This window comes from Pedococcus sp. KACC 23699, from assembly GCF_045348425.1.
Lineage (GTDB): Bacteria > Actinomycetota > Actinomycetes > Actinomycetales > Dermatophilaceae > Pedococcus.
Genome location: NZ_CP157483.1, coordinates 35,852 through 58,752 on the forward strand (window position 1 = coordinate 35,852; position 22,901 = coordinate 58,752).

The window sequence follows — 22,901 nt, forward strand, 5'->3', positions numbered from 1 at the left end:
AGGTATGCCGCCTGCTCCCCGTGAGCAGGCGGCATACCTGTCGCTGGGGCAGGATGGACTCATGACCTCCCCCTCCCCCCGGAACCCGCGCCGCCGCGTCGCCGTGACCGGCTCCTCCGGCAAGCTCGGCCGCACCGTCGTCGCCCACCTCGCGGAGAGCGGCTACGACGTCCTCGCCCTCGACCGGACCCGACCGGAGTCGACCACCACGCCGTTCGTGGCGGTCGACCTCACCGACTACGGGCAGGTGTTCGAGGCGCTCTCGGGCGGGGTCGACGAGCACACCACGCCGGTCGACGCCGTCGTGCACCTCGCGGCGATCCCCGCCCCGGGCCTGACGACCAACGCGGCGACGTTCGCCAACAACTCGGCCGCGACCTACAACGTCTTCGCTGCGGCGCGCGCCCTCAAGGTGCGCAGCGTGGTGTGGGCGTCCAGCGAGACGGTGCTCGGCCTGCCGTTCGACACTCCCCCGCCCTACGTCCCGGTCGACGAGGACTTCCACCCGCGTCCGGAGTCGACCTACTCCCTCAACAAGGCGCTCGAGGAGGAGATGGCAGGGCACTTCTGCCGCTGGGACCCCGAGCTCACCATGGTGGGCCTGCGGTTCTCCAACGTCATGGACGTCGAGGACTACGCCGCCTTCCCGTCCTTCGACGCCGACGCGACGCTGCGCAAGTGGAACCTGTGGGGCTACATCGACGGCCGTGACGGCGCCCAGGCGGTGCGGCTCGGCCTCGAGCGGACCGAGCCGGGTGTCGAGGTGTTCGTCATCGCCAACGCCGACACCGTGATGACCCGGCCCAGCGCCGAGCTGGTGGCCGAGGTCTTCCCCGACGTCGAGGTGCGCAAGGAGCTCGGCGAGCACGAGACCCTGCTCGGCATCGACAAGGCCCGGCGGGTGCTGGGGTACGACCCTCAGCACTCCTGGCGTGACCACGTCTGAGAAGCCCTGTTGACACCCTCCGGCACGAGGGCCGGTGTGCCGCGGTTGTGGGCGTCATACAAATAGACTCCCCGTATGACGCCCGCGACGGTCACGACGTCCCCTGCCACCCTGCAGCGGGTGGAGCGGGCGGCCGGTGAGCTGTCCAGCGGTGCGACGCGACGGATGGAGGCGGCGCACGACTGGTACCGCGCCCTGTCGGCGGAGGACCGTTCGTGGGTCGGGCTCGTCGCCCAGGCCGGTATCGCGGCGTTCATCGCGTGGCTGCGCGAGGGCGGGGACCACATCCCGGTCACGGCCGACGTGTTCGGCACGGCGCCCCGTGAGCTGACCCGATCGATCACCCTGCGCCAGACCCTCGACCTCGTCCGGTCGGTGGTCGACGTCGTCGAGCAGGACGCCACCGCCCTCGCCGAGCCCGGTGAGGAGCAGGCCCTGCGCGAGTCGGTGCTTCGCTACTCGCGGGAGATCGCGTTCGCCGCAGCCGAGGTCTACGCCCACGCCGCCGAGGCTCGTGGCGCCTGGGACGCCCGCCTCGAGGGGCTCGTGGTCGACGCCGTCCTGCGGGGTGAGGCCGACGACTCGATGCAGTCACGGGCGGCCGCGCTGGGCTGGGGCTCCACGACGAGGGTGGCGGTCATCGCGGGCAGCACACCGGCCGGTGGATCCGCCGGGGTGGTGGACGGGCTCCGCAGGGCTGCTGAGCGGGTGGGCGTGGACACCCTCGTCGCCGTCCAGGGCCGCCGCCTGGTGTGCATCCTCGGCAACGTCGACGACGCGATGGCCTCGGCCCGCGAGCTGGGCGACCAGTTCGGCGACGGCCCGGTCGTCGTGGGTCCGACGGTGCCCCACCTGTTCGCCGCGGGCCGCTCGGCCCGCGCGGCCCTGGCCGGGCACTCCTGCGCCCAGGCCTGGCCCGAGGCGCCCCGTCCGGTGGCCGCCGACGACCTGCTCGCCGAGCGCGTGCTCATCGGTGACGCACCAGCGCGAGCCCTCATGCTCGACCGGATCTGGCACCCGCTGTCGACCGGTGGCGGCGGGCTCCTCGAGACGGCTGCGTCCTACCTCGAGACCGGAGGGGGGTTGGAGGGCACGGCGAGGGTGCTGTTCGTGCACCCCAACACGGTCCGCTACCGCCTGGGCAAGATCGCCGACCTCACCGGCTACCAGCTGACCGACCCCCACGACGCGCACACCGTGCGGATCGCCCTAGCACTCGGGCGGCTGAGCCGTCCGGGGCCGTCTGCGGTCCGCTACACCCCCACCTCCTGAGGCCGTGGCGTCGGTCACGTCGTCCGAGATCGATTGGAGGAAACCTCCAAAACGGGCGCGTGATGTTCGTGCGGAACGGTCACGCCTGATGGGTCCGCGGACCGCAAGGGTGGAACCGTGCTCGCAATCGTCTGCCCCGGACAGGGCTCCCAGACCCCCGGCTTCCTCGCGCCCTGGCTCGAGCTGGCCGCCTTCCGCGAGCGGCTGGAGTCCTTGTCCGACGTCGCGGGCCTCGACCTCGTCGCCCACGGCACGACCTCGGACGCGGAGACGATCAAGGACACCGCGGTCGCCCAGCCCCTCATCGTGGGCGCCGGCCTCGCGGCCGCGGCGGTGCTGCTCCCGAGCGGGCCCGCCGGCACCGTCGGCGTCACCGCCGGCCACTCGGTCGGGGAGATCACCGCGGCGGCATTCGCCGGGGTGCTGTCCGACCACGACGCCATGGTCCTGGTCCGTGAGCGTGGCGCCGCCATGGCCGCTGCGAGCGCGCGGACGCCCACGGGAATGAGCGCTGTCCTGGGAGGTGACCCGGCCGAGGTGGCCGCGGTCCTCGAGCGCCACGGGCTCACCGCGGCGAACGCCAACGGCGCCGGGCAGACCGTCGCCGCCGGCACCCTCGACCAGCTCGCCGCCCTGGCCGCCGACCCGCCCGCCAAGGCACGCGTCATCGCGCTCCCGGTCGCCGGCGCCTTCCACACCCACCACATGGCCCCGGCCGTCGAGGCGCTCGGCCAGCTCGCGCAGGGCTTCGACGTCAGCGATCCCGGCGTCACCCTGCTGTCCAACCGCGACGGCAGCGCCGTCACCACCGGCGCCGAGGTCGTCTCCCGGCTGGTCCAGCAGGTGAGCAACCCCGTGCGCTGGGACCTGTGCATGCGGACCATGGTCGAGCAGGGCGTCACCACGCTCATCGAGCTCGCGCCGGCCGGCACCCTCGTGGGACTCGCCAAGCGCGGGATGCCCGGGGTCACCACGGTGGCAGTGAAGACGCCTGACGACCTCGTGGCGGCCCAGCAGCTCATCTCCGACGAAGCGCAGAAGGCCTGACATGACGACACCCGCCCCCAAGGGCACCGGCACGATCACCGCTCCGAGCGGCGCCACCTACTCGCGCATCCTCGGGGTGGGTGGCTACCGACCCGAGCGCGTCGTGTGGAACTCCGAGCTCGTCGAGGCGATCGACTCCTCCGACGAGTGGATCCAGGAGCGGTCGGGCATCAAGAGCCGCCGCTTCGCCGCGAAGGACGAGTCCGTCGTCGACATGTCCGTGGCCGCCTCCCACGAGGCCCTCGCGATGGCCGGCCTCGAGGCTTCGGCCATCGACGCCGTCATCGTCGCGACGGTGACGCACCCCTACCAGACCCCTGCGGCTGCACCCATCGTCGCCGACCGGCTCGGCATCCAGGCCGCGGCGTTCGACATCTCGGCCGCCTGTGCCGGCTACTGCCACGCGATCAGCCTCGCCAACGACATGGTGCGTGGCGGCAGCGCGCGCCACGTCCTGGTGATCGGTGTCGAGAAGCTCTCGGAGTTCACCGACCCCAAGGACCGCGGGTCCGCCTTCATCTTCGGCGACGGCGCCGGCGCGGCCATCGTCGGCCCCTCGGACACGCCCGCCATCGGCCCGACCGTGTGGGGCTCCGACGGCGCGCAGTGGAAGGCCATCTCGCAGCGCGACTCCTGGGTCGACGTGCGCGACAAGGACCTCGGCTGGCCCGCCATCGGCATGGCCGGCCAGACCGTCTTCCGCTGGGCCGTCTGGGGCATGGCACCGGTCGCGCTCAAGGCCCTCGACGCCGCTGGCGTGCGTCCCGAGGACCTCGACGCGTTCATCCCCCACCAGGCCAACATGCGGATCATCGACGCGATGATCAAGCAGCTGAAGCTGCCGTCCGACATCGCCGTAGCCCGTGACATCGCCGACACCGCCAACACCTCCGCCGCGTCCGTCCCCCTCGCGACCGAGCGGATGCTCCGCGAGGGCGCGGCACCCCGTGGCGGCCTCGCGCTCCAGATCGGCTTCGGCGCCGGTCTGGTGTATGCCGCGCAGGTCATCGTCCTGCCCTAGCGGCACCCACCACTCCCGCGGGCCCGCGGGTGCAGCACCGGGCCGAACCACCCAACCGACACCCGTCGAACAACCAAGGAGCGCAAGCACATGGCACAGAGCGAGCAGGAGATCCTCGAGGGACTTGCCGAGATCGTCAACGAGGAGACCGGCCTGGACACCGACTCGGTGCAGTCCGAGAAGTCCTTCACCGACGACCTCGACATCGACTCGCTGTCGATGATGACGATCGTCGTCAACGCCGAGGAGAAGTTCGGCGTGCGCATCCCCGACGACGAGGTCAAGAACCTCAAGACCGTCGGCGACGCCGTGTCCTTCATCTCCAAGAGCCAGAGCTGATCCAGTTCTGACCCCAGCGTGACCCGCGGCTGACACCGCACCGCACCACACGTGGGGTGGCGCGCCCGCGCCATACCCGGCACGCAGGCCGCCACCCCGCAGCAGCACCCTTCCCTCCACCCTCACGAAGGAGCACCCAGACATGACCGCCGAACGACGCGTCGTCGTCACGGGCCTCGGAGCCACGACCCCCGTGGGCGGCAACGTCCCCGACACCTGGGACGCGATCCTCGCCGGCCGCTCCGGCGCCCGGACCATGCCCTACGAGTGGGTGGAGAAGTACGACCTCCCCGTGAAGTTCGCGGCGACCCTGAAGACCCCCGCCGAGGAGGTGCTCAGCAAGGTCGAGGTGCGCCGCATGGACCCCAGCGCCCAGTACGCGATCATCGCCGCCCGTGAGGCGTGGGCCGACGCCGGCGCCCCCGAGGGTGACCCCGAGCGCCTGGCCGCCTGCATCGGCACCGGCATCGGTGGTGTCTGGACCCTGTTGTCCCAGTGGGACAACCTGCGCGAGAAGGGACCGCGTCGGGTCTTCCCCCTCGCCGTCCCCATGCTCATGCCGAACGCCTCGTCCGCTGCCGTCTCGCTCGAGATCGGTGCCCGTGCCGGCGCGCACACCCCGGTGTCCGCCTGTGCCTCCGGGCTCGAGGCGATGGGCTACGCCTACGACATGATCCGCGCCGGTCGGGCCGACATCGCCGTGGCCGGTGGCACGGAGGGCGCCGTGCACGCCCTGCCCATCGCCGGCTTCGCCGCGATGCAGGCCCTGTCCACCCGCAACGACGACCCGGAGCGCGCCTCACGGCCCTACGACACCGGGCGCGACGGGTTCGTCCTCGGTGAGGGTGCCGCGGTGGTCGTGCTCGAGGAGTACGAGGCCGCCAAGGCCCGCGGCGCCAAGATCTATGCCGAGATCGGCGGGGTGGGCATGTCCGCCGACTCCCACCACATCGCTGCCCCCGAGCCCGAGGGCGCCGGCGCCTCCCGCGCCATGGTCGAGGCCGTCCAGCGGGCCGGGCTCACGCCCAAGGACATCGTCCACGTCAACGCCCACGCGACGTCCACCCCCGTCGGTGACGTGGCCGAGTCCAACGCCATCCGCCGCGCGTTCGGTGACGACGCGGACGGTATGCCGGTCAGCGCCACGAAGTCGATGACCGGGCACCTGCTCGGTGCCGCAGGAGCGCTCGAGGGCGTCCTGACGGTCCTCGCCCTGCACCACCGTCTTGCCCCGGCGACGATCAACCTCGACGACTTCGACCCCGCGATCAAGCTCGACGTCGTGCACGGCGAGGCCCGCAAGCTCCCCTCCGGCGACATCGCCGCCCTGAACAACTCGTTCGGGTTCGGCGGCCACAACGTGGCCGTCGTGTTCACATCCGTCTGACCTGACCGAGGTCTTGTTGCGACCTCGTCATCCGTTTGGTCCGATTTGGGCGCGGTCACCGCTGCCTGGTCCAGCTCGTCGCTACCTTGAGCGCGCCGGGTCGGATCAGGGGGTAGCGCATGGTGGGGTCAGCTGCAGGTCGGGGCTGGGGCGTCGAACGCATCCAGGTCGTCGACGACCTGCTCGCGTCCCGGTTCCGTGACGCCCTGTGGGCCCACACCCTGCGCAGCCCCGTCGTGCTCCGACGCCTGGCGGCCGTGATGGTCGTGGCCGCCGTCACGGCACTAGCCGGGGCCTGGCTGCATCCCCATGGAGCTGCCGGGAGCTGGTGGATCATGGGTGCCCTGCCCGCCGTGGGTCTGGTCGCCTACGCGACGCTCGTGCTCCTCGCCATGCGTCGCAACGAGGCGTGGTTGGCCCGAGAGGTCGTCCGGGGGCGCTTCATCGCCGTCACGGTCGGGCAGGAGAGCCTGCGGGTCAGGGACCACGACTCGTCGGTCGAGTACGCCTACTCGCTCATTACCGGGGTCCACCAGTACGGCGACGTCGTCGTGGTCGAACACAGCCCCACCCACTGGACCCTGCCCCTGGAGCTCTTCGACACCCACGAGCTCAGCGTCATCCGTGCGCGCGCAGGCCGCCGCTTCCTGCCCTCCTTGGGCACCGTCGAGCACCCGCTCGAGGTGGGGGTCGACGCCGTCCCGCCACGCTCACACCGACGGGGCCGCGTCGTCCGCTGACACGGTCAGCCGACCTTGTGCAGCCACCTCACCGGAGCACCGTCACCGGCATACCGGAAGGGCTCGAGCTCAGCGTCCCAGTCCGCGCCCAGAAGCTCTTCGAGCATCTCGGCCATCGCCTCGGGAGAGCCCTGGGAGAGCCGCAGCACCTCCCGCAGCCGGTCCTCGTTGACCACCGCGTCCCCAGCGGCGGAGGTCCACGTGTGGTGGATGCCGAGGGCCGGGGTGTGCGACCAGCGTGAACCGTCTGCGCCCGGGCTGGGCTCCTCGGTCACCTCGTAGCGCAGCTTGTCCCAGCCACGCAGCATCGAGGCGAGCTTGGCGCCGGTGCCCTGCGGCCCGGACCACGCCAGCTCCGCCCGGACCAGTCCGGCGCCCGCGGGCTGGGCCGTCCAGTCGAGGGACAGCTTGCGGTCGAGCGCAGACTCCAGAGCCCAGGTGATGTGCGGGCACAGCGCTTTGGGGGTGGAGTGAATGAACACCACCCCGCGAGTCGTGACACGCGGCATCGCGACAGACATCCGGGCCTCCTTGGGTGTGCGAGGGACGTCTTCCCCACGAACCTGCGCACACATCTCGAACTCGGCGTTTGCCACGATCTTCAGTTGGGCTTGCTGGCGCCCATTGTGCACCACGCCTCACTTCGGCACCAGCGTTATCACCAGTCTCGTCCGGCACGACTTCCCCACACGACGGGGATGAGCGGTCACCGTGCACCGCGGACAGGTTGCCGAGCAGCCCTTGGGCCGCCTCACGCATCCCCTTCTGCCGAGGGACGGCCGTCCTTCAGCTCGAACACCGTCGCGCGGATCCGGGCGATGACGTGGTCGATCCCGTCGGCGTAGCCAAGGACCTTGCGCTTGTCCTCGATGCCGGGGACCCGGTGGACCAGGCCCTGCAGCCCGATGCCGATCGTGAAAAGCTCCCGGATCACGTGGTCGTGCAGGTCGGCGGCAATCCGTTCATGGTCCTCCATCCGCGTCAGCGCCGCGTGCGTGTCCCGCGCCTGAGCGAGCTCCAGCGCTCGGCCGGCGTGCCCCGTGAACACGGCCAGCTGCTCCATGTCCGTCTCGGTGAACGACCCGTGACCCGCGACCCGGCCCACGCTCATGACCCCCACGACCTCGTTCTGGACCAGCAGTGGCGCGCACACCATCGATCCCACGACGATCCCCGAGTCCTGGAAGCCGTAGAGGCCGCCGTCGCCCACCTGGCTCGCGTAGTCCTCCAACAGCACGGGTTTGCCCGAAAGGATCACCTGGCCGACGGCCGTCTCGACATCGACGGGGGCACCCATCACCCTGTCCGCCAACAGCCCCACGGCCGCCTTCACGCTCCACTGACGCGAATCACCCTCACCCGTCGACAGCACCAGGTTGGCCAGGTCTGCTCCTGCCCCCTTCGCAGCGAAACGCACGACCAGCTCGAGGTGCTGGTCGGAGGTTCCGGCGAACAGCTGCTGGGTGACCTCGGCCGAGGCGGCCAACCACTTCCGGTTCTGTTCGGTCTCCTGGTAGAGCCGAGCGTTCTCGATGGCGCTGCTGGCGGCGGAGGCGAAGGCCGCGACCAGCTGTTCGTCCTCGGCGGTGAACTCGCCGCGCAGGGACTCGATGAGGTACAACGTGCCGAACACCCGGTCGCGGATCCTGATGGGGGCGACCAGGAGGGAGTCGGGTGGGGGGTCGACCCCTGGATCTCCGGCGCCGGCCGGGGGCCCCGGCATGTCGACCGGCAGGTGGTGCTGCGGATACCTGAGGACGGTGTCGGGCGCGACGCCACCGCCTGGCCACACGGCCATCCGCTCCACCATTCCGACGTCCGGGCCCTCCGCGATGAACTGGGCAGGTGCACCGTCGTGGCCAACCACACCAAGGGCTGCGGACCGGGCTCCCACCAGCTCGCGTGCTGCCGACACGATCTGACGCAGCACCACGGCCATGCTCAGGTCGCTGGCCACCGAGGTGCTCGCTCGCAACAACGCCCGAAGGCGTCCCTGCGCTTTGAGGACGCTCTCCGCGTGGTCCTTCAGCAGCCCGATGGCCTCCTCGAGCTGCAGCCTGGGCCCGTCCGGGAAGCTCAGCTCCGGTGAGCTCCGCGCCGATCCGTCTGGCACCGTGGGCACCGGGCGCGCGTCCTCCACAGTGGGGGTCAGGGTGACGGTGGCGCCGACACAGACACCGTCGGACGCGTACCGTGAGGAGACCGACACGTCGAACGAGCGCGGCCGGTCCGGTGCGTCACCGGGTATCCGCACGGTCACCGGCACTGTGAGCTCGCCTGCGCAAGCGGCGCGGATCGCAGCGGCCACCCGCGCGGCGCCGGGGTCGCCCGTCGCCGACTCGCAGACTGCCAGGTACGAGGCCCCGATCCCGGTGCGAGCCGGGTCTCCTCCGTTCTCACGGGCAAACGCCGACCAGGCCTCGTTGACCTCGACGATGACGCCTGCCCGGTCCAGCACGGCGACCGCGACCGACTGGGGATCGGTCTCGTCGAGGGCCTCGGCCCCTCCGGCCGCCCGGCTCAAGGAGCGGCCTTGCGCTCCGGTTGCACGGGCACCGCCACGACGGCACGTCCGGATGAGCTGCAGACCGGTGAACTCCGCCGGACGACGTTCTGCTTCGGCACGGACACACCCCAAGCCCCGGAACCAAGCGACAACCCATGCACCTGTTGCCCCGGCCTCTATCCAGACCGGACATCAAAACCGTACTCCCTCGCTTTGGTCAGGGGAAGCGAGTTGCACGTGCGCACGTTGGGCGAGCAGGGGCTGGGACCAACGCGTGGATGCTCTCGATCGCCTCCAGTCACCCCGTTGGCACGGCGGCGCTACGCGAGCTCGGCGACAAGGAGCACCGCAACGCCGAGCCAGGCCAGCAGCATCCATGCGAGCAAGCCGCGCTCGGCCTCGTCGTTCCGGCGGCTGTCACGCAACCCGACCACATACCCCAACACACCGCTCACGATCGCCAGACCGCCGAGCACCTTCAACCAGCCCATGCTCCAAGCGTGTGCCCGGACCTGACACCAGTCCAGTGCCGGCCGACTGAACCGTCTGTGAGCTGCCACGGACGCACGACGCACGGTCGCACGGACGGGCCGTGCTTGGGAGGGGGTCGGTCAAGAGGGGCCAGCGGGGGAAGGTCAGTGACCGAAGGTCTCGAGCAGGACCTGGCGCTCAGCCGCCGTGAGGTTGGTGGCGATGAGCTTGCTGTGGATGCCCCCGAAGCGCTCGCCGACCTTGTCGAGGTCGCCCTCGTCGGTGACGACGAAAAGCGCAGACGAGCCGGGCGTGACCTTCGTGCGGATGGTCTCTAGCTGCTCCTTGGAGATACCCGCGTCCTGGGTCATCTTGCTGTACGCCCCGAGCGCCGCACCGGCGACGCCGCCCACGACCGGGACCAGGAAGAGCGACCCAGCGACAACGCCCCAGAGTGCACCCCACCCGGCACCACGCCGGGTGTCGTCGTGGCTGTGCTTCGACGTGGGCCGCTCGGCGCCCTCAGGCCACGAAACGATCGCATGGTCGAGGATCTTGACCCAGCCCTTGCGCGCGCAGTCCTTGAGGATGTCCGAGCCACGCTCCGCCCCGTCGGGGTCGTCGAACTTCCACACCGTGAATGTCGTCATGCCGTTCTCCTTGCCTTGGTGGGTGGCCAGGTTCGAAAGGCGGCGAGACCGCGAGCATCCTGGGCCGTTCCTGACCGTAGGCCGCCGAGCCACAGCCGACATCGTCCGCTGTGGGCGACTGACAGACACCCGCGCACGTTCCACGACGCGACCTTCCACGCGGCTCGCCCAGGAACGCTGTCCGCAGCACCGCTGGCGCTCGCCCGGAACCCTCGAACAGCACCTACTACGTGGTGCGGGCGACGACGTGGCGCCCGTCCAGGGGGTCCACCTCCAGAGAGGCCAGCACGACGCCGCTCGCGCCGGCCCTCGCGAAGGTTCCCTTGCGGTGAGGCAGGAAGGCGACGAGGTCCTCCCGAGCAACGGTGCTGACGGTGACGGGATAGATGTTCGTGAACTGCGGCAGGAACATCTCGCCGTATCCGGCCCAGTCCTCCCGACGCGAAGCCGACTCGAAGTCACCGAAGAACTGCGCGATCTCCTCGGTCTGACCGGGACTCTGGTTCGCGGTCATGTCGTCTCCTTTTCCAGTTCGTCACCGATCCGCGTCAGGACCGGGAGCGCCGTCGCCAGGCTGGCGAGCTCGTCGTTGGTCAGCGTGCCGATGGCGCTGTCCAGGGCGGCAGCGACCCGAGCCTGGGACTCGATCACGAGATCTCGAGCCTCCCGACGCTCACCCCTCGAGGTGTCACGACGAGGCAGGCGGCGCGTCAGCGGGCGCGCTTGCCGAGGCGCGCGCGGACCGCGAAGCGTGCGCAGGCGATGACGACCGCACCCCCGAGCACAGTGGGCCACGTCAGGTGCTCGCGCAGGATGATTGCTGCCCACAGGATGCTCAGCACCGGTTGGACGAGCTGCACCTGGCTGACCTGGGACATGGGGCCGACGGCCAAGCCGCGATACCAGGCGAAGAACCCCAGGTACATGGAGACCACGCAGAGGTAGGCGAAAGCGAGCCACTGGACCGGCGTACCCCTCGGGATCTCGTTCATGACCGAGACGATCGTCAGGGTGACCATCAGGGGCCCGGAGAGGACCAGCGCCCAGGACACGGTCTGCCACGCGCCGAGCTCCCGGGCGAGCAGTCCGCCTTCGGCGTACCCCATGGCGGCGGCCACGACCGCACCGAACAGCAGGACGTCGGCCCAGTGCAGCGACCCGAGACCACCGTTCTCCAAACCACCGTTCTGCAGGGCCGCGAAGCCGACCACTGCGGCAGCGCCCAATGCGGCGGACACCCAGAACGAGGTCGCCACCCGTTCCTTGCCTCGCAGCACCGCCATCACTGCCGTGGCCGCCGGCAGCAGCCCGATGACGACCGCGCCGTGGCTGGCCGGAGCGGTGGTCAGGGCGTACGACGTCAGCAGTGGGAACCCGACGACGACACCACCTGCGACGACCGTCAGTCGCGCCCACTGCACTCGCGAGGGCAGTGACTGACGGGTGACCGAAAGCGCGACGACCGCCAGCAGGGCCGCGACCACGGCGCGGCCGGAGCCGATGAACAGGGCCGAGAGGCCGTCGTGCGCAGCGACCCGTGTGAATGGCACCGTGAACGAGAAGGCGGCAACCCCTACCAACCCCCAACCCAGGCCCGATCGAGCGGGAGGAGGGCTGGATATCACGGGAGTCAGTTGATGAGTAGCGCTACTCTGTTGCTTCATGACCAACGATAGCGCAGGTCGTATCGTCGACGCGCTCCGTTCCTGGATCGCCTCCGCAGCGCCCGGCGCGCGACTCCCGTCCAACAGGGCACTGATGGCCGCACACGGCGCCAGCCCCGTGACCGTGCAGAAGGCGATGCGCCAGCTGGACGCGCTGGGACTCGTGGAGAGTCGTCCGGGCGTGGGCACGTTCGTACGGACGACCCGCCCGTCGCGCAGCGCGGACTTCGGATGGCAGGCAGCAGCGATGGTGGCCCCTCGGCCACGGACGAGCGGCCTCTCGTCGACGCAACGGGTATCCGTTCCTGACGCCATTCAGCTGCACTCTGGCTACCCAGCCAAGGACCTGCTGCCGGAGCGCCTCGTCCGTTCCGCCTTGGTCCGAGCGTCACGGACGGAGGCTGCTGTGACGCGCTCACCGACAGCCGGCTCGCCGGAGCTGCAGTCGTGGTTCGCGAGCCAGATCGCTGCAGCCGCTCCTGTGGACGTGTCCCCGCCGGCCGGGCGTGACGCCCTCATCATCGCGGGAAGCCAGAGCGGGCTCAGCTCGATCTTCCGCGCTCTGGTGGGAACGGGACAGCCGCTTCTCATCGAGTCCCCCACCTACTGGGGTGCCGTTCTGGCAGCCGAGCAGTGCGGAGTCATTCTCGTGCCCGTCCCCTCGGGAGCCGACGGACCCGATCCGGCTGAGGTGGACCGGGCATTCGCCACGAGCGGCGCCCGCGCGTTCTACGCCCAGCCGACGTTCGCCAACCCCACCGGCGCGCAATGGTCCCGGGACACCAGCGAAGCCGTGCTGGACATCGTCCGACGTCGGCGCGCCTTCCTCATCGAAGACGACTGGGCGCACGACCTCGGCATCGATTCGCGGCCCGAGCCGCTGGTCGCGCACGATCACGACGGTCACGTCATCTACCTGCGGTCCCTGACCAAGTCCGTCTCGCCCGCTCTTCGTGTCGCTGCCGTGATCGCACGCGGCCCAGCGAGAGACCGGATCCTGGCTGACCGTGCCGCCGAGAGCATGTACGTCAGTGGAGTCCTCCAAGCGGCCGCTCTCGACGTCGTCACCCACCCCGGGTGGGCGAGGCATCTTCGCGGTATGCGCCAGCAGCTCAGGAGCCGCAGGGACCACCTCCTGGACGCCCTCCGGCTGCACGCACCAGACCTCCGGGTCGAACAGGTGCCGCGCGGTGGCCTCAACCTGTGGGTCCGGCTCCCGGACGGAACCGACGCCCACCAGTTCGTCCGCGACTGCGAGACACGCGGCTTGGCCGTTGCCCCCGGCACCGAGTGGTTCCCTGCCGAACCATCGGGGCCATTCATCCGCCTCAACTTCTCCGCCGAGAATCCCGAACGCTTTCCAGACGCCGGCCGAATCCTCGGCGAGGTGACCAGAGCCACGGGCTGACAGCGGTGCGGATCGCGGGCGGTCGCGCCGGTTCCGCACCCGCGGCCACAGACGAGCAGGCAGGCCGCGCCGCCCCTGGCGAGGGACGTTCGGCACTGGCCGTCGTCCGACGCGCCCCGCTTGGGTGGTCACACAGGCCCGCAGATCGCTGAGCCATGCACCGGGGGGAAGCAACCATGACCAACACGCAGATGCTCCTCGTGGCCGGCTACCCCGACGTCGACGTCGCCGAGACCGAGTTCCGGGCTCTGGCCGACAAGGTCGGATCCAAGAAGCTCTCGAGCCAGGGGATGATCCTCGTCGGCCGGGACGCCGACGGAAAGCCTCGCCTGATGGACACCGGGAACGACCTCGGTCGTCGTGGCGCGGGTTGGGGCGGTGGCGCTGGTGTCCTGGTGGGGATGTTCGCGCCCCCGATGCTCGGGGCGGTGGCGGTGGGCGCGGCGGCCGGGGCCGTGGTCGGCCACTTCGCCGGGCACAAGCTCACCGCGGCCGTCCAGGAACACGTGGGTGCTGCCCTCAAGGCCGGCACGGCCGTGATCATCGGCGTGTTCCCCTCCGACTCCCGCCTCGAGGTCGAGCGGGCCCTTCCGGGCTCACCCGTCAAGTCCGTGGTCGAGAGCGACGAGCGCGGGATCGACGAGCTCAAGGCGAGGCTGACCGAGGCGATGGGCAAGTTCTCGCCCGACCGCAGCGTCCTGCCGGTGCCTGACCACGCCTTCAGCGGCGTCGGGGGTCGCACGATCGACGAGTCCGAGGGTGACTGGAGCATCGTGGCTCCCACGAAGGCGCCCGATGGGGCGCCCAACGTCCTCGTCGTCCTCATCGACGACGCGGGCTTCGGTGGGCCCGACACCTTCGGCGGTGGGATCCGGACGCCGAACCTGACTCGCGTCCAGCAGCAGGGCATCACCTACAACCGCTTCCACGTGACGGCCGTCTGCTCACCGACGCGGGCCGCGATGCTGACCGGTCGCAACCACCACCGGGTAGGCATGGGTGGGATCGCGGAGTTCCCCGCACCGTTCCCCGGATACACGGGTATCCGCCCACGGTCCTGCACAGCGCTGCCCCGGATCCTCAAGGAGAACGGATACGTCACGGGCGGGTTCGGTAAGTGGCACATCACCCCCGGTCACGACATGGGAGCGGCGGGGTCCTTCGACCACTGGCCGACGGGCTGGGGGTTCGACCACTGGTGGGGCTTCCTGACCGGTGCCGCCGGCCAGTACGACCCGATCATCACCCAGGACAACTCGACCCTCGGCGTTCCAGAGGGCGCGGACGGGAAGCTGTACTACTTCCCGGACGACATCACCGACAAGGCGGTCGAGTGGTTGCACGCGGTCCGCGCCCAGGACGCCGAGAAGCCGTGGTTCGTCTACTACTCGACGGGCGCGACCCACGCGCCGCACCACGTGGCCAAGCAGTGGGCCGACAGGTACAAGGGCCAGTTCGACGACGGCTGGGACGCCTACCGCGAGAAGACCCTCGAACGGCAGAAGGCGCTCGGCGTCGTCCCGGCCGACACCGAGCTCACCGACCGGCCGGCGGCGTACCCGTCCTGGGACAGCCTCAGCGACGTGGAGCACAGGCTGTACGCGCGGCAGATGGAGGTTTTCGCCGGCTACTCGGAGAACGCCGACTGGAACGTCGGCCGGATGCTCGACGCGGTCGAGGAGATGGGCGAACTCGACAACACCCTGGTCATCTACGTCTGGGGCGACAACGGCGCCTCGATGGAGGGCACCCTGACCGGCTCGTTCAACGAGACCACGTTCTTCAACGGCGTGGTCCTCGACGCCGAGGAGCAGTTCACGATGATCGACAAGTACGGCGGCCTCGAGGAGCTCGGCGGCTTCCACACCGCCCCGCACTTCGCAGCGGCTTGGGCGCACGCGAACAACGCGCCCTTCCAGTGGGGCAAGCAGATGGCCAGCCACCTCGGTGGGACACGAGACCCGATGGTCATCTCGTGGCCGAGGCGGATCGCCGGCGGCGGCGGCCTGCGCACGCAGTTCACCCACTGCATCGACATCGTCCCCACCGTCCTGGACGTCATCGGGCTCCCGCAGCCCACCGTCGTGGACGGCATCGAGCAGGAGCAGATGGACGGCACCAGCTTCGCCTACACGTTCGACGCAGCCGAGGCGGAGGAACAGCACACGGTGCAGTACTTCGAGATGTACGGCAGCCGTGCGATCTACAAGGACGGCTGGTGGGCCTGCACCAAGCTCGACAAGCTGCCCTGGGACTTCAGCCCGGCCACCTTGTCCAAGTTCGCGCCCGGCAGTGGCTGGGACCCCGCGCAGGACACCTGGGAGCTGTATTACCTGCCCGACGACTTCGCCCAGGCCCATGACGTCGCAGCCGAGCACCCCGAGAAGGTCGCGGAGCTGGTCGAGCTCTTCTGGTCCGAAGCCGAACGCAACCGCGTCCTTCCGCTCCTCGGCGGGTTCGCGGTGTTCTTCGGGATGCTGCCCCCGATGCCCACCCAGACCCGGTTCGCGTTCGCCGGCGACGTCCAGAACATCCAGACCACGCAGATCCCACGGATCATCGGTCGCTCCTACGCCATCGAGGCCGACGTGCACGTCCCCGACGACGGTGCCGAGGGTGTGCTGGTGGCCTTCGCCGACTTCATCGGCGGGTTCGCACTGTGGGTCGACGAGAAGGGGCTGCTGAACCACACCTACCAGTACCTCGGCATCGACACCTACCGGCAGACCTCCACCGAGCCGATCCCCACCGGCGACATCACCCTGAAGATGGTGTTCGACGCCGACGAGTCAACGCCCGGCACCTCCGGCCACGCGACCCTGTGGGCAGATGACAAGAAGATCGGCGAGGGAGACATCCCGCACACCATCTCGCTCATCTTCACCACGTACGCCGGCATGGACATCGCGCGCGACAACGGCGGAGTCGTCGACCTCGACTACGAGGACCGGGCGCCCTATGCCTTCACCGGCACCGTCCGCAACGTCGTCTTCGACCTCGCGCCACACGCGCACGACGACGAGCTCAGCCTCCACGAGTCAACCGCCCAGGGCGCACTCGCCCACGGAGCAGCCGGCTGAGCCGCCGCCGTCGACAGATCCTGCGTGGCCCACCGAGACAGGAGACCCACATGGACGTCATGGCCATCGTGGTCGCCGCCGCCGCGCTGTTCGCCTGGGGGTTGCTCTCCAACCGCCTGGAGAACGCCGACGTGACTGCGCCGATCGCGTTCGTCGTGGTCGGTCTGGCCGTGTCCGGGCTGGATCTGGTCCACGGCCCCTCGGGACCCGAGGCCTTGACCCCGCTCGTCGAGCTCACGCTCGTGTGGGTGCTGTTCTCCGACGCGGCGCGACTGCCGCTGCGGGGTCTGCGTGTCGATGCGGGCCGATACCTGCGCCTGCTGGCGGTCGGTCTGCCACTGACCATCCTGCTGGGCTGGGGGTTGGCCGCCTGGTTCTTCCCGGGACTCGGCACGTGGCTGGCCCTGTTGGTCGGCGCGGCCCTCGCCCCGACCGACGCCGCCCTCGGTGTCCCGGTCGTGACCAACCCGGTCATCCCCTCACGCATCCGGCAGCTCATCATCGTCGAGAGCGGCCTGAACGACGGGATCGCGACACCGGTGGTGATGCTGGCGATCGCCGGTGCAGCAACCGCCGCGGGACTCGAGCACGCTGACGGCGCCGGGCATGCCGCCCTCGAGCTGCTCATCGGCGCTGCGGTGGGCGCCGCCGTCGGTGGCCTGGGCGGTCTGGCGCTGCGGGTGGCCCGACGCCGCGGGACCGCGGCGGAGTCGTTCACCGGCATCGCCGTCCTGGCCCTGGCGCTGGCGGCATACGAGTGCGCCCTGGCGCTGCAGGGCAACGGCTTCGTCGCCGCCTTCTGCGGCGGTCTGACGTTCGGTGCCTGTGCCGGCCGCCGGGGACCGGCCGAGCTGGAGTTCCTCGAACAGATGGGCACCCTGCTCGCGTCGCTGGTCTGGATGGTGTTCGGCGCCGTCGTCGTCCCGATCATGCTCGGCCGCGTGGACGCCACGATCGTGGTCTATGCGGTCCTGAGCCTCACGGTGGTCCGCATGCTGCCCGTCGCGCTCGCCTCCATCGGTGCGGGGATGGACCGCTCCACGATCCTGTTCGTCGGCTGGTTCGGACCCCGCGGCCTGGCCTCCCTGGTGTTCGCGCTCCTCGCCCTGGAAGCGCTGGGGACCCGCGCCGACGAGGCGGTGACCGTCCTCGCCCTGACCGTCCTGCTCAGCGTCGTCGCCCACGGGCTCACTGCGGCACCGTTGGCCCGCCGCTACGGCGAGCTCGCAGCCTCCACCGGTCCTGAGCCCGGTGGGCCGGTCGAGGTCACCCCGCTGCGCAGTCGGATCAGCCGATGACCGAGACCGGGGCCATCGCGGGTCAGCCCCTCACCGGTGGGTCCCGACACCAGTTCCACGTCATGGTCAAGCCGACGGGTGCCGTGTGCAACCTGGACTGTGAGTACTGCTTCTTCCTGTCCAAGGAGATGCTGTATCCCGGCAGCAGGTTCCGGATGGCCGAGGACCTGCAGGAGGCATACATCCGGCAGCTGCTGGAGGCCCACCCGGACGCGGCGGAGGTGGTGATGGCCTGGCAGGGCGGCGAGCCCACCATGATGGGCCTGGGCTTCTACCGGAGGGCGATGAAGCTCCAGGAGCAGTACAAGCGTCCGGGCCAGAGGGTCCTGAACACGTTGCAGACCAACGGAACCCTCGTGGACGACGAGTGGGGCGCCTTCCTTGCGGAGAACGACTTCCTGGTCGGGATCTCGATCGACGGGCCACCCGCCCTGCACGACAGGTACCGGGTCGACAAGGGCGGCAAGCCCACGTCCCACCGGGTGCTGCAGGGCCTGGAGGTGCTCAAGAGGCACCACGTCGAGTGGAACGTGCTGACCACGGTCCACGCCGGCAACGGCGATCACGGTGACGAGGTCTACCGCTACCTGCGCGACGAGCTCGGCGCGTCGTTCATCCAGCTCATCCCCATCATCGAGCGCGCGACGCCGCAGACCCTGCAGGTCGCGAACACGGGATGGGGCGCAGGGGTGCACGGCCGACCCCTGTACGTCCAGGAGGGCTCACTGGTGACCCATCGCTCGGTCTCTCCCGAGCAGTACGGCCGCTTCGTGATCGACGTGTTCGAGGAGTGGGTCCGCCGCGACATCGGGACGGTGTACGTCCAGGTCTTCGACACCGCGCTGGCCTCCTGGTACGGCGAGGGCGGTGGTATGTGCGTCCACGCGGAGACCTGTGGGTCGCAGCTGGCACTGGAACACAACGGCGACCTCTACTCGTGCGACCACTTCGTCGAGCCAAAACACCTCCTCGGCAACATCGGCGACCGGACCATGCTCGAGCTCGTCGCCCTGCCGCAGCAGCGGAAGTTCGGACAGGACAAGCGCGACACGCTGACCCAGTTCTGCCGCGACTGCGACGTACGTTTCGCGTGCAACGGGGGGTGTCCCAAGGACCGCTTCGCCACGGCTCCGAACGGCGAGTCCGGCCAGCACTACCTGTGCCCGGGGTACCTCTCGTTCTTCCACCACGTCCGCACGCCGATGGAGGCGATGGTCCAGCTCCTGCGGCAGGGCCGTGCGCCCTCGGAGCTGATGGCCGTCTATGCCCGCGACGACGCGAACCGGGGCCGCAACGAGTCCTGTACCTGCGGGTCGGGCCGGAGGTGGGGCGAGTGCCACGGATCGGTGCGCGATGACAGACCCCAGCCGGACCACTGACCCCCAGCCGGGGCGCCGCCTGCTCGACGGTCTCCGGGCCTGGTCCCGGTCGATCAAGCCTGAGCGCAAGGACTTCGGCAAGGACGTCGTCGCCGGGTTGCCGGGCGCGATCAGCAGCGTCCCTGACGGCATGGCCTCCGCGGTGCTGGTCGGGGTGAACCCGGTGTACGGCCTGTACGCGAGCATCGCGGGCCCGACCGCCGGCGGCCTGACCTCCAGCACCCGACTGATGGTGATCACCACCACGACGGCCGCGGCCATCGCGGCCGGTTCAGCCGTGTCGGGGTTCGACGCCGAGCAACGACCGCAAGCGCTGTTCCTCCTGACCTTCCTCACCGGCCTGGTGATGGTCGGCGCCGGACTGCTCAGGCTGGGCCGCTACACCAGGTTCGTCTCCCACTCGGTCATGACGGGCTTCCTGACCGGCGTGGCCGTCAACATCATCTGTGGCCAGCTGGGCGACCTGGCCGGCGCCTCCCCCCACGGCGCCAACTCGTTGGCGAAGGCAGTCGACGTCATCACCCATCCGGACAGCATCGACCTCGCGTCACTGCTGGCGGGTCTGGGTGCGCTGGGCATCCTGTTCGGCCTGGCCCGGACGCGCCTCAACACGGTGAGCGCCCTCGCCGCCCTCATCCTGCCCACCCTGGCGGTCGCTCTCGCCGGCGCCACGGCCGTCATCCGCGTCGGCGACAGCGCAGCGATCCCACGTTCCCTGCCCGTGCCCGCTCTGCCCGACCTCAGCCTTCTCTCGGTCAGGCTGTGCCTCAACGCGTGCGCGATCGCTGTGATCGTCCTGGTCCAGGGCGCAGGAGTGAGCGAGTCGGCGCCCAACGCGGACGGGCGGCCATCGGACATGAACCGGGACTTCGCGGCCCAGGGGTTGGGCAACCTCGCCTCGGGCCTGCTGCTCGGCCAGCCCGTCGGAGGTTCCGTGGGACAGACCGCCCTCAACGTCTCGGTCGGCGCGCGGACCCGCTGGGCGGGGATCTGCTCCGGCCTGTGGATGGCGGTGATCCTCGTGCTCTTCGCCGGACTCGTCGGCAAGGTCGCCATGCCCACCCTGGCGGCGGTGCTCATCTTCGCGGCCGTGGGGTCGCTCCACCCGGATGCGCTCGCCACGATCTGGCGCACTGGGCGTCTGTCCCAGACCGCACTGGTGACCACGTTCGTGGCCACGTTGTTCCTTCCTGTCGCGGTGGCCGTCGGCGTAGGGGTCGCGTTCTCCCTGCTCCTGCAGCTCAACCAGGAAGCGATGGATCTCAGGGTCATCGAGCTGGCGCCCCGCGATGACGGGCTGTTCGAAGAGCGGCCGGCGCCCAAGGTTCTGCCCAGCAACCAAGTGACCATCCTCGACGCCTACGGCAGTCTGTTCTTCGCCGGCGCCCGCACCCTCCAGGCGCGCTTGCCCGAGGTCGGGAACGCGCAGAGACCGGCAGTGGTCCTCCGCTTGCGCGGCCGGACGTCGCTGGGTGCGACCTTCTTCCGGATCCTCGCCACCTACGCCGAGCAGATCGGTGCCGCCGGAGGTCGTCTCTACGTGTCCGGACTCGACCCGGACCTGGCCGCGCTCCTGGCCCGCACCGTCCCGGTGACCGTCGAACCACCGGACCGCGTCTTCGGAGCCACCCCCGTCCTGGGCGAGTCCACCTGGGCGGCCTTGCACGAGGCGCAGGCCTGGGTCGTCCACAAGGTGGACTGAATCGAGATCCCCAGCCGGTGGGATGGCCTCATACGGACGACTGGTGGGGCAGGTCGGGCTTGAACCGACGACCGACGGATTATGTGACGTCCCGAAGGCGCAGGTCAGACCCTGTTGTTGTCGTTCTCGTGCTTAGTTGGTGGTGGTTCGATGACACCGTCAAGGGGTCATTGTCAAACTGGTGTGCCACCCCTGCGCCACAAACGCCCAACCCCATCACGCGGGTCTGCGCACCTACCTCGACCCCAAGGCGCTGGGAGGCGACCGGCTGCGATGCCGGTGCGGGAGTCGGCCAAACGGGTCTGAAGACGGCCGTCGCGCGGATGGTGAGGGCTGGGGCTTTCGGCACCCAGGCACGCGCCGGCCCCTGCCGTCACCAGCGCAGTAGGAGGTGATGGTTGCTCGAGCTGAGAGCAGCGTTCGGGACTGGACCGATCGCTGCTCTTTGGCGTGGGGCGTGGGGTGCGGTGGGGTGCGCGAGGACGGCGCGCCAGCGCCGCCCGCAGCGCGGGGCCCCATCGCGGGGTCCCACGCCGCCGCGGCGAAGCCGCGGCCTTGAGCCAGTGAAGAAACTCCTCACCGATGCACCGCTGTGCCAACGCGAGGGTCGGGCAGAACGTCCTCTCATGCCTGCGGGTTCAGGCGGTCAACGCAACGCTTCCGCTAGTGATTCTGATGGTGTCTTGAAGCCCAGGGTTTGTCGAGGTCGGTTGTTGAGCTCTGCGGCGATGGCGTCGAAGTCGGTTTGGGTCAGGGTGCGGAAGTCGAGCCGGCGGGGCAGGTACTGACGCAGCAGGCCGTTGGTGTTCTCGTTGCTGCCGCGTTGCCAGGGCGACTTGGGGTCGCAGAAGTAGACCTGAACACCGGTGGCGATGGTGAACTGCTGGTGTTGGGCCATCTCGTGTCCCAGGTCCCAGGTCAGGGTCTTGGCCAGCGACTTGGGCAAGGTGGTGACCGCGTCGGCTAGGGCGTGCGCGACGGCGTCGGCGCGGTGGTCCCCTCGGGGCAGGGCGACCAGCATCAGGTAGCGGGTCTTGCGTTCGACCAGGGTCGCCACCGGGCTCATTCCCTTGCCGAAGACCAGGTCACCTTCCCAGTGCCCGGGCACGGCCCGGTCGGCGACCTCGGGTGGGCGCGCGGAGATGTTGACCGTGTTCGGCCTTGATCCGCGACCATCGGGGGTGCGAACTCCTTTGGGGCGGCGCAGGACCCGTCCGGTGCGCAGGTATCGGGTGAGCTCCTTGTTCAGCGCGCCGCGGGGCTGGACGTACAGGGCGCGGTAGATGCTCTCGTGTGACACCTGCATCCGTGGGTCCTGAGGGTAGGTCCGTTTTAGCCAGCCGGCGATCTGTTGGGGTGACCACCGCTGGGTCAGCTTGTCCTCCACGATCGCACGCAGCCGCGGATCCTTGGCCAGCTTGCACACCTTGGGCCGTGTTGCCCGCGCCCAGGCCCGCTGGTCGGCTCGCACTGCCCGGTACCCGCGTCGGCCACCGTTGGCGTTGACCTCCCGGCTGACCGTCGACGGTGCCCGCCCAACGCGGGCGGCGATGGCCCGGATCGACTCGCCTGCGGCCAGCCCGCGGGAGATTTCCTCCCGGTCCGCCAAGCTCAACCTGTCAGCAGCACGCCTGCGCGGGTCCGGCCGGATCCCACCGCAGCGGATCAGGTACGCCCGCACGGTTCCGGTGCACAACCCCAGCGCACGAGCGGTGGGCTTGGCAGCCTCACCGGCCTTCAGCCGCACCCAGACCTGGTCGATCGCCTGCGGCGTCAACCTCTCGTAGTCGCCATGACCCACGACAACCTCCTCGACACAGTCGAATCAAGGAAGTGTTGCGCTGACCCCGTGAGACCGCCCCTGCGGGGCGTTGCCAATGTCATCAGTGGAGAGACTTGGGCCCGCGCCGGAGTACATTTGGAGGTCTCGAAGGGACTGTCATGGGAAAGCGAGTCAGATGCCTGTTGCGCAGGCACACGTGGCAACGAAA

At 69.9% G+C, this 22,901-nt stretch carries 20 protein-coding genes; 12 read left to right on the forward strand and 8 right to left on the reverse strand.

The genetic code is table 11. The features are described 5' to 3' along the window. Positions 1 to 61: 61 nt before the first annotated feature. From ABEG17_RS00155 to ABEG17_RS00185, 7 genes are all read left to right on the forward strand, one after another. Positions 62 to 946, forward strand: coding sequence for an NAD-dependent epimerase/dehydratase family protein (locus ABEG17_RS00155; protein WP_406831228.1), 885 nt, complete (start codon positions 62 to 64; stop codon positions 944 to 946). Positions 947 to 1,021: 75 nt separating this feature from the next. Beyond that, positions 1,022 to 2,218 carry a PucR family transcriptional regulator gene (locus ABEG17_RS00160; protein ID WP_406831229.1) on the forward strand — a complete coding sequence of 399 codons (1,197 nt, stop codon included), beginning with the start codon at positions 1,022 to 1,024 and terminating at the stop codon, positions 2,216 to 2,218. Positions 2,219 to 2,335: 117 nt separating this feature from the next. After that, positions 2,336 to 3,265, forward strand: coding sequence for an ACP S-malonyltransferase (locus ABEG17_RS00165; protein ID WP_406831230.1), 930 nt, complete (start codon positions 2,336 to 2,338; stop codon positions 3,263 to 3,265). A gap of 1 nt (position 3,266) precedes the next feature. Further along, positions 3,267 to 4,286: a beta-ketoacyl-ACP synthase III gene (locus ABEG17_RS00170; RefSeq protein ID WP_406831231.1), complete on the forward strand. Its 1,020-nt coding sequence runs from the start codon at positions 3,267 to 3,269 to the stop codon at positions 4,284 to 4,286. Positions 4,287 to 4,376: 90 nt separating this feature from the next. After that, positions 4,377 to 4,625 carry an acyl carrier protein gene (locus ABEG17_RS00175; protein WP_056917602.1) on the forward strand — a complete coding sequence of 83 codons (249 nt, stop codon included), beginning with the start codon at positions 4,377 to 4,379 and terminating at the stop codon, positions 4,623 to 4,625. A gap of 142 nt (positions 4,626 to 4,767) precedes the next feature. After that, complete coding sequence (gene fabF / locus ABEG17_RS00180; RefSeq protein ID WP_406831232.1) at positions 4,768 to 6,012, forward strand: beta-ketoacyl-ACP synthase II; 1,245 nt, start codon at positions 4,768 to 4,770, stop codon at positions 6,010 to 6,012. A gap of 119 nt (positions 6,013 to 6,131) precedes the next feature. Next, positions 6,132 to 6,752 (forward strand): hypothetical protein, encoded by a 621-nt coding sequence (locus ABEG17_RS00185; RefSeq protein ID WP_406831233.1) that lies wholly within the window; start codon positions 6,132 to 6,134, stop codon positions 6,750 to 6,752. A 5-nt stretch (positions 6,753 to 6,757) separates the two neighbouring features. Here ABEG17_RS00185 and ABEG17_RS00190 read toward each other — a convergent pair whose 3' ends face one another. From ABEG17_RS00190 to ABEG17_RS00220, 7 genes are all read right to left on the reverse strand, one after another. Further along, entirely contained in the window at positions 6,758 to 7,273 is a 516-nt protein-coding gene (locus ABEG17_RS00190; RefSeq protein WP_406831234.1) for a DUF3145 domain-containing protein, read from the reverse strand. 230 nt (positions 7,274 to 7,503) lie between these two features. Continuing rightward, a complete protein-coding gene (locus tag ABEG17_RS00195) occupies positions 7,504 to 9,276 on the reverse strand; it encodes a GAF domain-containing protein (RefSeq protein ID WP_406831235.1) in 1,773 nt (590 codons plus the stop codon). A 302-nt stretch (positions 9,277 to 9,578) separates the two neighbouring features. Further along, entirely contained in the window at positions 9,579 to 9,749 is a 171-nt protein-coding gene (locus ABEG17_RS00200) for a hypothetical protein (RefSeq protein ID WP_406831236.1), read from the reverse strand. A 144-nt stretch (positions 9,750 to 9,893) separates the two neighbouring features. Continuing rightward, on the reverse strand, positions 9,894 to 10,379 hold the full coding sequence (locus ABEG17_RS00205; RefSeq protein ID WP_406831237.1) for a DUF1269 domain-containing protein: 486 nt from the start codon (positions 10,377 to 10,379) through the stop codon (positions 9,894 to 9,896). Positions 10,380 to 10,605: 226 nt separating this feature from the next. Beyond that, positions 10,606 to 10,893, reverse strand: a complete 288-nt coding sequence (locus tag ABEG17_RS00210) for a hypothetical protein (protein ID WP_406831238.1) — start codon at positions 10,891 to 10,893, stop codon at positions 10,606 to 10,608. After that, complete coding sequence (locus tag ABEG17_RS00215) at positions 10,890 to 11,030, reverse strand: hypothetical protein (RefSeq protein WP_406831239.1); 141 nt, start codon at positions 11,028 to 11,030, stop codon at positions 10,890 to 10,892. The genes ABEG17_RS00210 and ABEG17_RS00215 overlap by 4 nt, the downstream gene beginning before the upstream one ends. Before the next feature lie 59 nt (positions 11,031 to 11,089). Beyond that, a complete protein-coding gene (locus ABEG17_RS00220; protein ID WP_406831240.1) occupies positions 11,090 to 12,043 on the reverse strand; it encodes a DMT family transporter in 954 nt (317 codons plus the stop codon). On the opposite strand from ABEG17_RS00220, the gene ABEG17_RS00225 reads away from it, so the two are divergent. From ABEG17_RS00225 to ABEG17_RS00245, 5 genes are all read left to right on the forward strand, one after another. Beyond that, positions 12,042 to 13,451: a PLP-dependent aminotransferase family protein gene (locus tag ABEG17_RS00225; protein WP_406831241.1), complete on the forward strand. Its 1,410-nt coding sequence runs from the start codon at positions 12,042 to 12,044 to the stop codon at positions 13,449 to 13,451. The two genes, ABEG17_RS00220 and ABEG17_RS00225, sit on opposite strands and share 2 nt — an antisense overlap. Before the next feature lie 176 nt (positions 13,452 to 13,627). Next, a complete protein-coding gene (locus tag ABEG17_RS00230; protein WP_406831242.1) occupies positions 13,628 to 16,531 on the forward strand; it encodes an arylsulfatase in 2,904 nt (967 codons plus the stop codon). 50 nt (positions 16,532 to 16,581) lie between these two features. After that, positions 16,582 to 17,829 (forward strand): cation:proton antiporter, encoded by a 1,248-nt coding sequence (locus ABEG17_RS00235; RefSeq protein WP_406831243.1) that lies wholly within the window; start codon positions 16,582 to 16,584, stop codon positions 17,827 to 17,829. After that, positions 17,826 to 19,208 (forward strand): anaerobic sulfatase maturase, encoded by a 1,383-nt coding sequence (locus tag ABEG17_RS00240; protein ID WP_406831244.1) that lies wholly within the window; start codon positions 17,826 to 17,828, stop codon positions 19,206 to 19,208. The genes ABEG17_RS00235 and ABEG17_RS00240 overlap by 4 nt, the downstream gene beginning before the upstream one ends. Next, positions 19,183 to 20,910, forward strand: coding sequence for a SulP family inorganic anion transporter (locus tag ABEG17_RS00245; RefSeq protein WP_406831245.1), 1,728 nt, complete (start codon positions 19,183 to 19,185; stop codon positions 20,908 to 20,910). Before ABEG17_RS00240 ends, ABEG17_RS00245 begins: the two co-directional genes overlap by 26 nt. A 646-nt stretch (positions 20,911 to 21,556) precedes the next feature. Here the strand turns inward: ABEG17_RS00245 and ABEG17_RS00250 are convergent. Next, positions 21,557 to 22,711 carry an IS30 family transposase gene (locus ABEG17_RS00250; protein WP_406831246.1) on the reverse strand — a complete coding sequence of 385 codons (1,155 nt, stop codon included), beginning with the start codon at positions 22,709 to 22,711 and terminating at the stop codon, positions 21,557 to 21,559. Positions 22,712 to 22,901: the final 190 nt, after the last annotated feature.

Excerpts from the sequence above, each read along its gene's own strand:
- ABEG17_RS00155 (WP_406831228.1), top strand. The coding sequence starts at position 62 with ATGACCTCCCCCTCCCCCCGGAACCCGCGCCGCCGCGTCGCCGTGACC.
- ABEG17_RS00160 (WP_406831229.1), top strand. The coding sequence starts at position 1,022 with ATGACGCCCGCGACGGTCACGACGTCCCCTGCCACCCTGCAGCGGGTG.
- ABEG17_RS00170 (WP_406831231.1), top strand. The coding sequence starts at position 3,267 with ATGACGACACCCGCCCCCAAGGGCACCGGCACGATCACCGCTCCGAGC.
- ABEG17_RS00175 (WP_056917602.1), top strand. The coding sequence starts at position 4,377 with ATGGCACAGAGCGAGCAGGAGATCCTCGAGGGACTTGCCGAGATCGTC.
- fabF (WP_406831232.1), top strand. The coding sequence starts at position 4,768 with ATGACCGCCGAACGACGCGTCGTCGTCACGGGCCTCGGAGCCACGACC.
- ABEG17_RS00185 (WP_406831233.1), top strand. The coding sequence starts at position 6,132 with ATGGTGGGGTCAGCTGCAGGTCGGGGCTGGGGCGTCGAACGCATCCAG.
- ABEG17_RS00190 (WP_406831234.1), bottom strand. The coding sequence starts at position 7,273 with ATGTCTGTCGCGATGCCGCGTGTCACGACTCGCGGGGTGGTGTTCATT.
- ABEG17_RS00200 (WP_406831236.1), bottom strand. The coding sequence starts at position 9,749 with ATGGGCTGGTTGAAGGTGCTCGGCGGTCTGGCGATCGTGAGCGGTGTG.
- ABEG17_RS00205 (WP_406831237.1), bottom strand. The coding sequence starts at position 10,379 with ATGACGACATTCACGGTGTGGAAGTTCGACGACCCCGACGGGGCGGAG.
- ABEG17_RS00210 (WP_406831238.1), bottom strand. The coding sequence starts at position 10,893 with ATGACCGCGAACCAGAGTCCCGGTCAGACCGAGGAGATCGCGCAGTTC.
- ABEG17_RS00225 (WP_406831241.1), top strand. The coding sequence starts at position 12,042 with ATGACCAACGATAGCGCAGGTCGTATCGTCGACGCGCTCCGTTCCTGG.
- ABEG17_RS00220 (WP_406831240.1), bottom strand. The coding sequence starts at position 12,043 with ATGAAGCAACAGAGTAGCGCTACTCATCAACTGACTCCCGTGATATCC.
- ABEG17_RS00230 (WP_406831242.1), top strand. The coding sequence starts at position 13,628 with ATGACCAACACGCAGATGCTCCTCGTGGCCGGCTACCCCGACGTCGAC.
- ABEG17_RS00235 (WP_406831243.1), top strand. The coding sequence starts at position 16,582 with ATGGACGTCATGGCCATCGTGGTCGCCGCCGCCGCGCTGTTCGCCTGG.
- ABEG17_RS00240 (WP_406831244.1), top strand. The coding sequence starts at position 17,826 with ATGACCGAGACCGGGGCCATCGCGGGTCAGCCCCTCACCGGTGGGTCC.
- ABEG17_RS00245 (WP_406831245.1), top strand. The coding sequence starts at position 19,183 with ATGACAGACCCCAGCCGGACCACTGACCCCCAGCCGGGGCGCCGCCTG.